Raw genomic sequence first — 13,311 nt, forward strand, 5'->3', positions numbered from 1 at the left:
CCACGTGCAGTTATAATTATCTTATGACAGCACCACTTCGAATGATTCCGATGCGTTACGATAAGGCGTCCACAATGCGAGCCGCAGCGTCACCGTCGCCGAACGGGTTCGACCACGAACCCGATCGATCGGCCATCGCCTCGGCACCGTCGACGATGGTCGCCGGCTCGATGCCGACGAGGCGGTTGGCACCGACATCGATCGTCTCCGGCCGCTCGGTGTTGTCTCGGACCGTGACACACGGCGTTCCGAGGATGCACGTCTCCTCTTGTACGCCACCCGAGTCGGTGATCGCGAGGCGCGCGTGCGACTCGAGTGTGAGGAAATCGAGGAAATCCAGCGGCTCGACGAGACGGATCGGCTCCGGGACCGAGAGGTCGAACGCCTCGACGCGCTCTCGCGCCCGCGGATGGATCGGGTAGACGACCTCGCGGTCGGCTCGGGTCGCGAACCGCTCGACCCCCTCGAGGATCCCCGCAAAGCGGTCGGGATCGTCGACGTTTTCGGCCCGATGAGCGGTCAACAGGACGAACTCGCCCGACTCGAGGTCGAGGTCCGTGAGCACGGTGCTCTTCTCGGCCGCGAGTTCGCGGTGCTCGAAGACGGCGTCGACGATCGTGTTGCCGGTGACGACGACCCGGTCGCCGTCGATCCCCTCTGCCGCGAGCAAGCGGGCCGACTCGTCGGTCGGTGCGAAGCAGCGATCGGCCGCGTGATCGACCAGAACGCGGTTTACCTCCTCGGGCATCTCGCGATCGAAGCTCCGCAACCCCGCCTCGACGTGTGCGAGCGAGGTCGGCCGCTTGCTCGCCGCGATCGCCCCGGCGAGCGCGGAGTTTGTATCGCCCTGAACGACGACGTGGTCCGGTCGCTCCTCGTCGAGGACCGACTCGAGGCCGCGGATCATGGCGGCCGTCTGTTCGCCGTGCTCGCCCGAGCCGACACCGAGGTCGTGACACGGCGTCGGCAACTCGAGTTGCTCGAAGAAGACCGTATCGAGCGAGTCCGAGTAGTGTTGGCCGGTGTGGACGACGACGTGGGGAATGTCCCGCTCGAGACACGAGCGAAGCAGCGGCGAGAGCTTGATGATCTCCGGTCGGGTGCCGAGCACGAACGCGATTCTGGGGGCGCTCATATGTGAGTTGTACAATTGCTTCTGCGTGAAAAATACCCGGTGCGTAACGGCCGGTTTCGGGACGCGAACGACGCGGCCGCCGTCTCGCTCACGTGCGTACCGGTTCGGTCGGCCGCCGCGTTCGCGACTCCCGCGCCGCCTCGTAGAGGTCGCGGTGACGGTCGACGCACTGCTCGACCGAGAACGCAGCGACTGCGCGGCGGCGGGCCGCCGTGCCGCGACGACGACGCTCGGCGGGCGACGCAAGCGCGTTCTCGATCGCCGTCGCGAGCGCCGGCGGGTCGGTCGGGGGAACGAGCCAGCCGTGGGTGCCATCCTCGAGCTGTTCGGGGACACCGCCGACCCGCGTCGCGACGATGGCCGATTCCATCGCCATCGCCTCGAGAACGGCGATCGGACACGCCTCGGTGACCGACGGGAGGACGAATACGTCGAACGCCGAGAGCAGCGCCGGCACGTCCGAGCGGTGGCCGAGGAACCGAACGACGTCCTCGAGATCGAGACGCGCGCGAAGACGGCGCAGTCGGTCTGCGTACTCCCGGCGGGACTCGAGCAGTTTGCCGACGATCGGAACGACTACCGGCCCGACTCGGTCGCGGACGCGGGCGATCGCCCGGAGCAGGTACTCGTGACCCTTGACAGGGTTGACGTTGCCGACGGTGCCGACGATCGGCACGTCCTCGCCGACGCCCAACTCCTCGCGGAGCGCCGCCTCGTCGGCGGTGACCGTCGACGGATCGAACTCGTCGATGTCGACCGGTGGATACACCGTCTGTGTCGCCACCGGTTCCTCGAAGAAGTAGTCGCCGACGGCGTCCGCGGCGAGGGCGATCTCGTCCGCCGTCGCGCGGGCGAGACGAGCCGCGACGCGGTCGAGCGGCCACGGCGTCCCGGTGTCGTTGAAAAACCACGCAAGCGGTGTGTCGGTCCGCCAGGCGGCGATCGCGGCCGGGAGGGCGAGCGTCATGCTCGGGTGGACCACGTCGATCTCCCGGCGTTCGATCGTCGACGCGAGTCGGGCCACGGACGGCAGAAACCGAGCCGCAAACCGCGCGTTCGCGAGGAGGTTCGGGGGCGGCCGCATCTGTGACGGTCCGGGCCGAACGACCTCGAAGTCGGCGTCCGTCGCCATGCGCTCGAAGGCGTCGTCGCCGTCGGGCACGTGAAACACCGTCTCGATGCCGCGGTCGCGAAGCCCCCTCGCGACGGTCAGCGCTCGGAGCTGGGGGCCGCCCACTCGCGGGTCGGCGAGGCTGTTGAGAACTCGCATTCGTATTCGAATCGTTCGATCCGACGGCGTATAAAACGTACCGGCCGTCGGCGGAACCGCTCGTCGTTCACTTCCGATTCGGGTTGGGAGCGGCGACCGTCGGCCGAACGCGTTCGCTGTCCAGTGTTCGTTGATGTCGATCGGAGTATCGCGTCAAGAATTAAGTCACGGTCGGTGGAAGACCAGAGCAGATGCCCTCGAGTTCGATAGCGCTCGTGCTGTTCGCGAGTGAGTTGGATCGCGAACACGCGGCCTACGAGGCGGTGCAGAACTTCGTCGACGTGTACGAGGACGAGGTCGACCGGATCACCGTCCTCGGCCCAGAACGGATCGATATCGATCGCCCGGTGGTGGAAGCGGTGCCGGTCCAGCGTCCACAATCGAGCGTTCCGCCGGCGACGATCCTCGAGTACGTCGGCTACCAGCTTCGGATCGCGGCGGCGCTCTGGCGGGAACGAGATCGACTCGACGCCGCGTTCTTCCATATCGGCGGTACCTTGCTCCTCCTCCCGCTGCTCGCGAGTGAACTGGCCGCCGTTCGAACGCTGATTTTCGTGACTGGCACGGTCACTGAGGGCGTGTCTGCCCAACGTGGTCCCGGACCGGTGACGGCGGGCCTCGTCCGCGTGGTCAGCACCGTCGAACGTCTCACGTGTACGCTGGCCGACGACGTGATCCTCCTCTCGAGCGGGATGGACCACCCCGCCCTCGAGTGGCCGATCTCACCGACGATTCGGACGAGCAACTTCAACTACGTCGACTGCGAGGAGTTCTCGAAGCAGACGCCCGTCGAGGACCGGTCGGTCGACGTGGCCTTCGTCGGGCGGTTCGAGACCGTTAAAGGGGTCGACGCGATCCGGCGGTCGATCCCGCTGCTCGTCGACTCGAACCCGGAGATCCGGATCGAACTGATCGGCGACGGCAACCTGCGGGACGAGGTTGAAACGTTCGTCGACCGCCGCGGGTTCGGGGAGAACGTGACGCTTACCGGCTGGGTCGACCACGACGAGCTTCCGGCCCGCCTCGACGACGCGCGAACGCTGTTGCTCCCCTCGAGGTCGGAGGGAGTTCCGAAAGCCCTCCTCGAGGCGATGGCCTGTGGCACCGTTCCGGTCGCGACGCCCGTCGGCGGCATCCCCGACATCGTCACCGACGGCTCGAACGGATTCTTGCTTCCAGACGCCGAGCCGGAGTCGATCGAACGGACGGTGACGGCCGCGCTCGAACACGACGACTTGGACGAGCTCAGCGACACCGCACGCGACGATATCGAGCGAGACTACGCCTACGAGCCGATCAGGGACCGATACCGCCGCATCCTCCGGGCGTCCGACGAACGATGATCACCTCAACGATCGACTCGAGGGCGGCTGATATGCGAGAACAGAGGCGACCATGAGCCCAAACGTCATCCAGCGATTCAGCGCCGTCTTCGGCTCCAAGGTCGGTGTATTGGCGGCGACGCTCATCACGACGCCCATCATCACGCGCCTGCTCGGCAGCAGCGGCTACGGTGATTACTCGTTCCTGCTCTCGACGCTGCAGTGGCTGCTGGTGTTCGTCTACGGCGGCGCGTTCAAGGGGATCCGCAAATACATCGCCGAGGATCGGTCCGGCGACTGGGCGGACCACGTGTTCGCGTTCTATTTCCGGCTCGTGTTCGTCCTCGCAGCCATCGCAGTGGCCGGCATCGCCCTGCTCTCTCGATCGCCGCGCCTCACCGCGATTCTCGGCCCGGAGTTTACCCGCTACTTCGCCGTCCTCGCGCTCATCATCCCGGTGCGCGCCTTCTTCCGGGTCGCCAGAAGCGCCCTCATGGGCTTTGGCCTCGAGTCGTATTCGGAGCCGTTACAGGTCGTCGATCGAGTGCTGTTCGCGTCGTTCGTCGTCGGAGTGAGCGTCGTCGGCGGTGACATCGCGGCCGTCCTGACGAGCCGAGTCATCTCGACCGGGGTCGCGGCCGTGCTCGCGTTCGCGCTCGTCTCACGGCGGATCGATCTCTCGACGCTGCTGCGTCGCTCGACGGGACCGGTGTCGGGAAAACGCCTCGCGATCTACGGCGGCTCGACCATGGCGCTGTCGTTTCTGTTGCTCTCGCTGTATCACGTCGATATTATCCTCCTCAGGCTGCTCGTCGGGAGCACGCAGACCGGGTACTACCGTTCGGCACTGGTCATCGCCGAGTTCCTGTGGTTCATCCCCACTGCGATCCAGATCACACTCATCCACTCGACCTCGCAGCTCTGGGTCGACGAACGGTACGACCGGTTGACGTCGGTCAGTACGCGGGCGGTCCGATACACGCTCCTCTGTACGGCACTGCTTGCCCTCGGCGTCGCCGGACTCGCCGAGCCGGTCCTTACGCTCTACTTCGGTCCGGAGTTCGACGCGGCCGTCACACCGCTGTTGTTGTTGCTCCCCGGCGCGGTCGGCTTTGCGATCGCGAGGCCTGTCTTCGCGATCAGTCAGGGCCAAGAGAACCTCCGCCTGCTGATCGGCGTCACGGCCGTCGCAGCGCTGCTAAACGCCGTCTTGAACCTGCTTCTCGTCCCGCGATTCGGACCCAGCGGGGCCGCGATCGCGACAAGCATCGGGTACGGGTCGATGTTCGGCCTCCACGTCTGGAACGCCCGCCGGCTCGGGTACGATCCCCTCGAGGACATTCGCACCGGCCCGGTCGCGGGAACGATCTTGCTCGCGGCGATTCCGATACTCGGCCTCCCGCAACTCCTCGCGTCGGAGTCGCTCTCGCTCGTCGTCGTCCCGCCGATCGGAGCCGCGACGTTCGCCGCGCTTGCACTCACGACCGGCGCAGTGTCTGTCGGCGAGATTCGGCGCGTCGCGTCGGCCAGTCCCGTTCCGACGGCTCGGCTGGCGGTCCTCTGTCCCGATCGGATCGTCGAGGCGGTCGGATCGATAGAGCGCGACGGCTAACCCACTCGAGAACCGGAGTCACCCGCGGTCGGAAGGGACAGCGGCCCGTCAGAGATACCCGAGTTCCTCGAGGTGCTCGCGCGGCGCGTCGACCGTCGCGTCGGCCGACTCGTCCGGCCCGTCGTCGACCCGCTCTTCGAGCCACGCGCGAACGGCGCGCACGTCCGTCGGTAGCGGGCCGGACTCGGTCGTCGCGATCAGGGCGTGCTCGGAGTGAACGCCGGGATCCGGATCGTCCGTCGCGGTCGTCTGCATCCCGTGGTCGGAGACGATGACGAGTCGGTCGACTCGCTCGCGAAGCCAGCCGAGCAGCGAATCGACCTGCTCGTAGACGCGGCGGAGTTCCGCCGGCCGCCGTGCGAACATGTGGCCCGCATGGTCGAGGAGATGCGCGTGAGCGCCCGCGATCGCGACCGGCGACAGCGATTGCCCGGCGAGCCAGCCCAAACAGGAGCCGGTGGTACCGAGAGAGCGCCGAACGAACGCGTCGGACGACATGTCCCCCTCGGTCGCCCTCGCGAACCACTCGCCCTCGCGTTCCCAGACGTGACAGGGCGTCACACCGGGCCAGTTGTGAACGCTTCCCTCGTCGAAGACCGTCGGCGCGTCGGTTTGTGGGTATCCTCCCTCCGAAATTCGCTCTTTGAACTCGACGAACTGGTCACGGATTCGATCAGGGAGCAGTTGGACCGCGCGAACGACGGCGCGCAAGCCGGGCGTCCCGTCCCAGCCGACGCCGTCGAGCGTGACGCCGTGGTCCGCCGGCGAGAGGCCGGTCGCGATCGTCGGCCAGACCTCGAGCGTCGCCGGCACCGAAAGCGAGTGCGATATCGACTCGAGTCCGCCGTGGGCATCGAGAAGCATGTTCTCGCAGTCCCAACGGGTTGCGAGGCGATAGTCGGCGGCGTCAAGACCGATGACACAGAGCGTCGCTGACATAGTTTCGACGAACCCATACGTGATCTTAAAACTAGGTGCCAGACAGCGGACTACAGAGCGAGAGTTCGCGTGCGGAAACGGCCGTGAATGGGCCAGCGCTAGCGGTCATCGCCGAATCGGACCTTCGACGCCAGCGAGTGAGTTCGTTCGGACTTATTTATCGGTACGACTGTCACTCCGTTTGAATAGTGAGTACGCTTTTCACTCCGTTCGTCGTTATTGTCCGTGTAACCAACTGTTCAAGAGGTGTACAAACGAATGCCAGCAACGATCCTCCTGTCAGTCGATTGCCTTCGATCAGATCACGTCGGGTGTTACGGGTACGACCGTCCGACGACGCCAAACATCGATTCGTTCGCCGCCGACGCAACGCAATACCGGTTCAGCTACGCCAACTGTCCAGGGACGCGATGGGCCTTTCAGTCGATTCACACCGGCGTCTACGCCGGGCAGATCGACGGCCTCGGCATCCCCGGCGGCTACCGCGACCAGCTAGCCGAGCGGTTCCGCTCGGCCGGCGTCGAAACGTTTGGGGCTGCGCACAACGGATTCCTGAGTCGGGACTACGGCTACGACAGGGGGTTTGACCGATGGATCGGCGTCGCCGACTTCGACGAGGACGACTCGCTGCTGGTCAAAGCCGGCAAGGAAGTCGCGAGTGCGGTCGATTCGGACGTTCTCAAACGGCGACTGCTCCGGCCCGCCTACAGGGTCGTCGCTGGCGGCGGTGAGTCCGGCGCGTATCGGCCACCGACGACCGACGCGGACGTCGTCGACGAGGCAGTCGAGTGGCTCCGCGACCGGCGATCGGCCGACGACGACTACTTCGCGTGGATTCACTTCATGGACGCACACACCCCGTACGGGCGATACGACGACCACCTCCGCGCGATCCGGGGCGATGCCGACGTCGAGCACGTCGTCGCACCGAACGAAGCGGGCGCGGTCGTTCGCGGCGAGCCACCCGAACAGCGCGTGATCGACACGTACGACGCATGCATCCGGAGCGTCGACGAGCAACTCGGTCGGATCCTCGAGGTCGTCGACGACGACACGGTCGTCGCGATCGTCGGCGACCACGGCGAGGAGTTCGGCCGCTACGGCGAGTTCCACGAGGCCTCCCTGTACTCGTCGATGACGAACGTTCCCATTATCGTGCGTGCGCCCGGCCTCGAGGCGGGCGTCGTCGAAGATCACTTCGCTCAGCACGTCGATATCGCTCCGACGCTGCTCGTGGCCGCCGACATCTCGGTTCCCGAGCAGTACGTCGGCGACCCGTTACAACGCGTCGACGATCGCACGCTGTCGACGCCGACGTGCTACTCGCTCGAGTCTGGCCATCTCGGCGTACAGACCGACCGCTGGAAACTCGTCCAGCGCGACGGCGACCGGACGGGATATGCACTAACGCGGACGGAACGCGAGACGGACGCGGCCGACGACGGTGCCGTTCCGGATGACGTTCACGCGCGGTTGGACGCGTTCGAGCGCAGACTGGAAATCGACCGTGTAGGCGGCGGAACGGCGGCTCTCGAGCGAGATGACGACCTCTCGGCGGCGGTCGAGGAGAATCTCAGCGACCTTGGCTACTTAGAATGACGGCAGCGAACGGACCGCGGGCGAGATTGCCCTCAAGCCATCGCCTCGAGTCGGCCCGACGTGCATCGACCAAGACCGGTCGTTTTCGGCGACGGACCCGTTGCGATGGGCTTTTACCGGTCGGAATGGCAGTCGGAATTAGACGGACTTCATGAACGATCGGTGGCGAATCGGTTCGGCGGTGACGGCGCTTGCCGCGATCGGCTTTGTCGGAAGCGTCCTCGTGACGCCACCGGCGACCGGATACGAATCGTCGATCTACGACGCCTATTCCGTGTGGACGTGGGCGGGGTTCGGGGTGGCCCTCGTCGGCGGCATTGCGCTGGTGTTTCGCTCGGCGATCACCGGCCGTTCGGGCTGGCGTCACGGCGCAATTGCGCTCGGAAGCACCTACGCCGTCTTCTTCGCACTCCCGCTGTTTCGCGGGTACTATATCTACGGTACGCCGATGTCAGATGCACTCTACCATTTCGGGATCGTCCGGGACGTGCTGAAAACCGGTTCTCTCCCCGAAACCGGCTATCCGGCCACGCACCTGTTGTACTCTGCACTGACGCTCGTCACGGGCGTTCCGGTACGCGAGTTACAACCGCTCGTCGCGTTGTGCTTTTTCCTGTTGCTCATCGGGGCGTGTCTCCTCCTCGGCCTGTCGTTGTTCGGCCGACGCGGCGGACTTGCGACCCTCGGTGCGGCGACGCCGCTTATCCTCGTCTCGCACCACCTCACGACGCTCCCCTGGCTGTTCGCCCTGCCGTATCTCCCGCTCTCGCTCTACTTCGCTCACCGCTGGGCGAACCGCCGCCGCTCGAATCGGACAGGGATCGTCGGCGTGACGCTGGTCTGTGGCGTCGCACTCGTGTTCTATCACCCCATTACGGCACTCGTGACCGTCTTCGCGCTCGTCCTGTACGCGGGTAGCATCGCCGCGCCGCGGCTCCGTCGACACCTCTCGCTCGGCGGCGCAGAAGCCGAGCGCTCTGTGCACGCGTACGCGATCCCGTACCGGTATCCGATCATCCTTGCGATCGCGGGCGCTCTGTGGTACCTCTCGATCGGCCATATCACTCACTTCCTCGAGACGGTGTTAACGACCGACCTCGACGGCGGTGCCGCCAGCTACGCCGACACCGCCCAGCAGACCAGCTATTCGGCGTGGGAGTTGCTCTGGGAGTTCCTCGTTCTGAAATGGGGAACAGTACTCGCCTATGCCGGTATCGGGGCATGTATCAGCGCTGCGATCCTTGTCCGCGTCCTCCGGCGGCGAAGTAGCCGCCTCGAGCTACTCTGTGCCGTTCAGTACGGCGGGGGGCTCACGGTCGCAGTCTTCTTTATCGGTGCGCGGGTGCTCTCCCGAAACATCGTCCGGATCAACCACTACACCGTGATCGGGGCGATCTTGCTGCTCGGACTGGCGGTCACGGGGCTGGCCTCGGCCCGCGACGGTGTTGGCGGTCGCTGGAAGCGCCGTGGAGCGACGGTCGCACTCGGCGGTCTCTGCGTGACCGTCATCCTCGTCGCGCTGCTGGCGGGTGCGGTCGCGTATGAGGAGAATCGCCACGTGACCCACGCGACGATGGCCGGCGCGGAGTGGCAACACGAAAACCACGAGCCCGGCGTCAACACGCGAGCGTTCCGGATGTCAGAACAGCTCCAGCGGTATTTCGAGGGGACGACCGGCGCGAAACCCGGCGACCGGCAGTTCCATCGGTCGCTCCCGGGATATCAGCTCCCGACGAGACTGGGGTACGACGGCAACGAATCGGTCGCCGGCGTCTACGAGAACGAAACGTACCTCGTCACGAAGACGGCAGACGTCAAGTGGGCAAGTGACCGATCGCCGGATCGCCAAGCGGAGATTACCTACTACACCGCGTCCGATCTCGCCCGACTGCAAGCCGATCCCGCGGCCCATCGCATCTACAACAACGGCGATTTCAGCGTGTGGTTCGTCGCTCCAGACGGGTGACTCGAGGGCTAGCCCGTCGACGTGTTGACCCAGAGGTGCGTCGAGTAGTCGGCGTTCTCGAGGGACGGCGTCGGTGGAACGGACCCGTCTGCGTAGACGAGCCAGGCGATGCGAACGCTATCGCCGGTCAAAGTCGGTTCGACATCGTGCGAACGCGACCACGATTCGCCGTGGGCGAGTCGCGTCTCGAACCGTCGTAGCTCGTTTTGCTCACGGACGGTCGCGTTGATGGCGGTGCCGTCGGATGCAATCCGCTGCTCGACGACGACGACGGAGTAGCTGATCGAACGCTGTTCCCTGTTCTCGAGGGTGATGACGAGGTCCCGGCCGTCGGCACCGACCGAGGACGAATAGGAGTCGGTAACGCGTTCGCCGTCGTCGGTCTGAATGGCGACTTCGGTGAACGTCTCGCCGGTTTGGGAGTACGTGACGGCGTATCCGACGCCACCGACCGAGAGGACGAGCGTCGTCGCTAGCAACAGCGTCAGCGTCGTTTCGGCCCGCGAATCCGCATCGAGCACCCGCTCTCGGGTCGACGCGAGCCACTGTCGATAGGGCGCTCGGAAGCGCGCTTCCGGAGAAACCGATCGCCGACGGTACGTCGCAACGGCCGTCAGCGCGACCGTCGTCCCGGTCAGCACGACCGCGATCGATTGCAGTCGGACTGACACCGGCGAAAAGTGGATCGCGAGACCGAGCAGCGGCGTGATCGCGACGCTCGAGGCGACAGTAAGAACGATCCGTTCAACGTCGGTGATCGGATCGTCAAGCGGGAGCGACCGACGGATTCCCGTCGCTGGTCCGTCGGCATCATCCGTCGTGGTACCGTTGCGACCGAACTGAGCGCCGCGTTCGGGAAATAGCGCCGCGACGAAGGCATACCCCGGCGCGACCAGCACGAACGCGAGTCCGAGCGGGACGCGGATCGCCGTTTCCTTGAGTACCGGCGTGACGACGGCCAGATCCGTCGCGAGGACGACGACGACGACCGCGACGAGGTCGGCCGGCATGGTACGGATCGATCGGGGAAGCAGTCGCCACAGCGAACTGAACACTGCCATTGATATCGACAGACGTGATCGAGGGTGAAAATTAACCGGGATGATTTACGATGGCTGCGAAGCAAACGGTACCGGCCACACGGTCACTCGTCGTCCACCGCCGAACGAGCGTCATCGCCGTCCGCGTATCGATCGCACAGGCGACGACCGACCTCGAGAACGCGCTCGGCCTCCGCGGCCGAGACGGTCGCGACGTCGAACGTCGCCCGCTCGTAGCGTTCGGTCACGGTCCGGAGGAGATCGGCGTCGGAGTCGTCAGCCCCGTCGTCCCGACGGTCGGCCCACCGCCGATAGAACTCCCAGTGAGTCAACGCGGTACTCGTCGTACTCGAATCGACGGCCCCGGTCAGAGCGTGACGCACGGCCGCATATCCCAGTTCGACGGCCCTGTCCGGCCGTCCGCTCGAGAGGGCGTCGTGTCCGTGTTCGAGCACCGATCGGGCGATTTCGGGTCGCGAACGGCCGTCGCCCGGCGTCGTCCCCCGGTCTGCCGTTCCGTCACCCGGTGCGGTCGCCGACTCGCGGTCGCTCGAGCGGGCACGCGAGCGCCACGCGAACGCAACGAGAGCCGCGAACGCGGCCACCCCGCCGCCGAATCCGAGCCACGCCCATGCGGGGAGGCCAGACCACGCACGCGAACCGCTCGAGAACGACACGGTCGACGCGGCGGTTTCGGACTCGAGGTTCGATCCGGAGCCGTCGTACGCCGCGACGACACGCACGTCGCGGCCGGCCGTGGCAGGGATCTCGATCGTCGTGGCGTACGAGCCGTCGTCGCCGGTCGTCACTGTCTCGATCGTCGTGTCGCCTGCGTTGAGACGGATCGAGCGGCCGGCGATCGCAGAGCCGTTGACCGTCTCGAGAGTGCCGTCGACCGCGACCGTGCGCTCGTCGTCGCCGACGCGAGTCGCGGAAATAGTGACATCGGTCGAGGTCTCGCGGACCGTCACGTCGTTGGTCGCCGTCATCGCGGCCAACGCCCGGCCCTCGCGGTCGAAACGAACGCCGAGTTCGCGGTCGCCGTCGGCGACCGACGCGGGTACCGTCACGTCCGTCTCGAAGAACCCATTCGACGTCTCGACGGTCGCGATCCGCTTGTCACCGAGCGTCACCGCGAGCGGGACGCCGTCGACGGGCGTTTCGCCGACCAGGAGATTTCCGCGAACGGTCGTGTTCTCGTCGTAGGCGACCGTATCGGGCGTCTCGAGGTTCGACACGGTGGGCTCGACCTGCGAGATCGAGACGGGCACGCTCGTCTCGCTGCCCAAATAGATCGATTCGTTGATCGGGACGTACTCGACGTTGAGCCGGTCGGTCGACAGCGACTCGGTCGTCGGTCGGTACGTCACCGAGAACGAGCCGTCGGCGGCCGTTTCGGTTCGAACGGATCCGTTCCCGATCTCGAGTCGGATCGTCTCGGACCCGACCGGCCGGCCGTCGGCGGTTCGCAGTTGCCCGGTCGCCGTCAACGGCTCGCGAAACGAAATTTGCTCGCGCTCTGCCTCGACGGTGAGTTCTGTCGTCACGAACTCCGCCTCGCGAATCGCCGCCTGTTCGCGCCGGATCTCCGCGGCGACCGACTCGACCGCCGCGTCGGACTCGGAGAGGTTCGCGTTGGTCGACCTCTCGAGGCCGTCGTAAGTGGCTTGCAGCTCGCTGCTCGATTCGTTGACCGTCCCCGCGAGCGACTCGAGTTCGCGAGCGAGCGCGCGCGCCCGCTCATCGTCGCCGATCGCCCGCGCCCGCTCGTATTCGGATCTGGTCGCGTTGTACTGGCGTACCGCCTCGACGAGGCGCGCCTGATTTTCGCCCGCGAGTTCGAATAGGTCGCCGTAGTCTTCGCCCGCCGTTGCGTCCGCAACGTCGGCGTACCGGGCCAGATCGGCGGCGTACGCCTCGTCGACTGATGCCGCCGCAGCCGCGTACTCGCCGTCCTCGAGACTGATCGCGCCCGTCTCGAGGGATTGGGCTAAGCGGGTCGCGAGTCGATTTTCCAGTCCGGTGAGATCCCCGCTCTCATCGTATTGGCGAGGATTTCTGTGCTGGCGGGTATCGTTGCTATCGGTAGTGCCGTCTGACTGCAGCGCTAGCCGAGACGGTGGCGCATCGCCGACCTGATCGGGAGACGCCGCTGCGGGGATCGCGGCGTTTGCGGCAGCGACGCCAACGCCACCGCTAGCGAGAACGACGACGACGGTGACGAAGACGACGCTCCCGGTGCGTAACTCGACCACGGTCTTTCATTCGGCTGCCGATATATAGCTATTCGTGCCGTTCTCGCTCGCGGAAACGTTTCGGCCGCGTTCAATCCGTCCTTACGCCGTACTGGTTCGTCGAAAGAGCGAGCCGGCCCGTCGGTCAACAACGGTGGCGATGAGAGCCGACGACGTGGTCCGAGAACCGTCCA

The 13,311-nt window shown here is 66.0% G+C and carries 9 protein-coding genes; 4 read left to right on the forward strand and 5 right to left on the reverse strand.

What is annotated here, in order from left to right; translation table 11 throughout:
- Positions 1-55: 55 nt before the first annotated feature.
- Both wecB and ACJ70B_RS07125 read right to left on the reverse strand, forming a co-directional pair.
- Positions 56-1,135 carry a non-hydrolyzing UDP-N-acetylglucosamine 2-epimerase gene (wecB, locus tag ACJ70B_RS07120; protein WP_408959711.1) on the reverse strand — a complete coding sequence of 360 codons (1,080 nt, stop codon included), beginning with the start codon at positions 1,133-1,135 and terminating at the stop codon, positions 56-58.
- An 88-nt stretch (positions 1,136-1,223) separates the two neighbouring features.
- Positions 1,224-2,405, reverse strand: coding sequence for a glycosyltransferase family 4 protein (locus tag ACJ70B_RS07125; RefSeq protein ID WP_408959712.1), 1,182 nt, complete (start codon positions 2,403-2,405; stop codon positions 1,224-1,226).
- Between the two features lie 191 nt (positions 2,406-2,596).
- Here ACJ70B_RS07125 and ACJ70B_RS07130 point away from each other — a divergent pair, with 191 nt between their 5' ends.
- Both ACJ70B_RS07130 and ACJ70B_RS07135 read left to right on the forward strand, forming a co-directional pair.
- Positions 2,597-3,748 carry a glycosyltransferase gene (locus ACJ70B_RS07130; protein WP_408959713.1) on the forward strand — a complete coding sequence of 384 codons (1,152 nt, stop codon included), beginning with the start codon at positions 2,597-2,599 and terminating at the stop codon, positions 3,746-3,748.
- A 52-nt stretch (positions 3,749-3,800) separates the two neighbouring features.
- Positions 3,801-5,339, forward strand: coding sequence for a lipopolysaccharide biosynthesis protein (locus ACJ70B_RS07135; protein WP_408959714.1), 1,539 nt, complete (start codon positions 3,801-3,803; stop codon positions 5,337-5,339).
- A 48-nt stretch (positions 5,340-5,387) separates the two neighbouring features.
- Here the strand turns inward: ACJ70B_RS07135 and ACJ70B_RS07140 are convergent, their stop codons facing one another.
- Positions 5,388-6,278, reverse strand: coding sequence for an alkaline phosphatase family protein (locus tag ACJ70B_RS07140; RefSeq protein WP_408959715.1), 891 nt, complete (start codon positions 6,276-6,278; stop codon positions 5,388-5,390).
- Between the two features lie 258 nt (positions 6,279-6,536).
- On the opposite strand from ACJ70B_RS07140, the gene ACJ70B_RS07145 reads away from it, so the two are divergent.
- Together ACJ70B_RS07145 and ACJ70B_RS07150 are read left to right on the forward strand one after the other, a co-directional pair.
- Positions 6,537-7,877: a sulfatase gene (locus ACJ70B_RS07145; RefSeq protein ID WP_408959716.1), complete on the forward strand. Its 1,341-nt coding sequence runs from the start codon at positions 6,537-6,539 to the stop codon at positions 7,875-7,877.
- A gap of 151 nt (positions 7,878-8,028) precedes the next feature.
- Complete coding sequence (locus tag ACJ70B_RS07150) at positions 8,029-9,843, forward strand: hypothetical protein (protein ID WP_408959717.1); 1,815 nt, start codon at positions 8,029-8,031, stop codon at positions 9,841-9,843.
- Positions 9,844-9,851: 8 nt separating this feature from the next.
- Here the strand turns inward: ACJ70B_RS07150 and ACJ70B_RS07155 are convergent, their stop codons facing one another.
- Positions 9,852-10,904, reverse strand: a complete 1,053-nt coding sequence (locus tag ACJ70B_RS07155) for a DUF1616 domain-containing protein (RefSeq protein WP_408959718.1) — start codon at positions 10,902-10,904, stop codon at positions 9,852-9,854.
- Positions 10,905-10,987: 83 nt separating this feature from the next.
- On the reverse strand, positions 10,988-13,138 hold the full coding sequence (locus ACJ70B_RS07160) for an Ig-like domain repeat protein (RefSeq protein ID WP_408959719.1): 2,151 nt from the start codon (positions 13,136-13,138) through the stop codon (positions 10,988-10,990).
- Positions 13,139-13,311 lie beyond the last annotated feature (173 nt).

Source organism: Natrinema sp. 74, from assembly GCF_046097095.1.
Taxonomy (GTDB): Archaea; Halobacteriota; Halobacteria; order Halobacteriales; family Natrialbaceae; genus Natrinema.

What these genes read in the sequence shown, in the direction of transcription:
- wecB (WP_408959711.1), bottom strand. Translation starts at nt 1,135, where the DNA reads ATGAGCGCCCCCAGAATCGCGTTCGTGCTCGGCACCCGACCGGAGATC.
- ACJ70B_RS07125 (WP_408959712.1), bottom strand. Translation starts at nt 2,405, where the DNA reads ATGCGAGTTCTCAACAGCCTCGCCGACCCGCGAGTGGGCGGCCCCCAG.
- ACJ70B_RS07130 (WP_408959713.1), top strand. Translation starts at nt 2,597, where the DNA reads ATGCCCTCGAGTTCGATAGCGCTCGTGCTGTTCGCGAGTGAGTTGGAT.
- ACJ70B_RS07135 (WP_408959714.1), top strand. Translation starts at nt 3,801, where the DNA reads ATGAGCCCAAACGTCATCCAGCGATTCAGCGCCGTCTTCGGCTCCAAG.
- ACJ70B_RS07140 (WP_408959715.1), bottom strand. Translation starts at nt 6,278, where the DNA reads ATGTCAGCGACGCTCTGTGTCATCGGTCTTGACGCCGCCGACTATCGC.
- ACJ70B_RS07145 (WP_408959716.1), top strand. Translation starts at nt 6,537, where the DNA reads ATGCCAGCAACGATCCTCCTGTCAGTCGATTGCCTTCGATCAGATCAC.
- ACJ70B_RS07150 (WP_408959717.1), top strand. Translation starts at nt 8,029, where the DNA reads ATGAACGATCGGTGGCGAATCGGTTCGGCGGTGACGGCGCTTGCCGCG.
- ACJ70B_RS07155 (WP_408959718.1), bottom strand. Translation starts at nt 10,904, where the DNA reads ATGGCAGTGTTCAGTTCGCTGTGGCGACTGCTTCCCCGATCGATCCGT.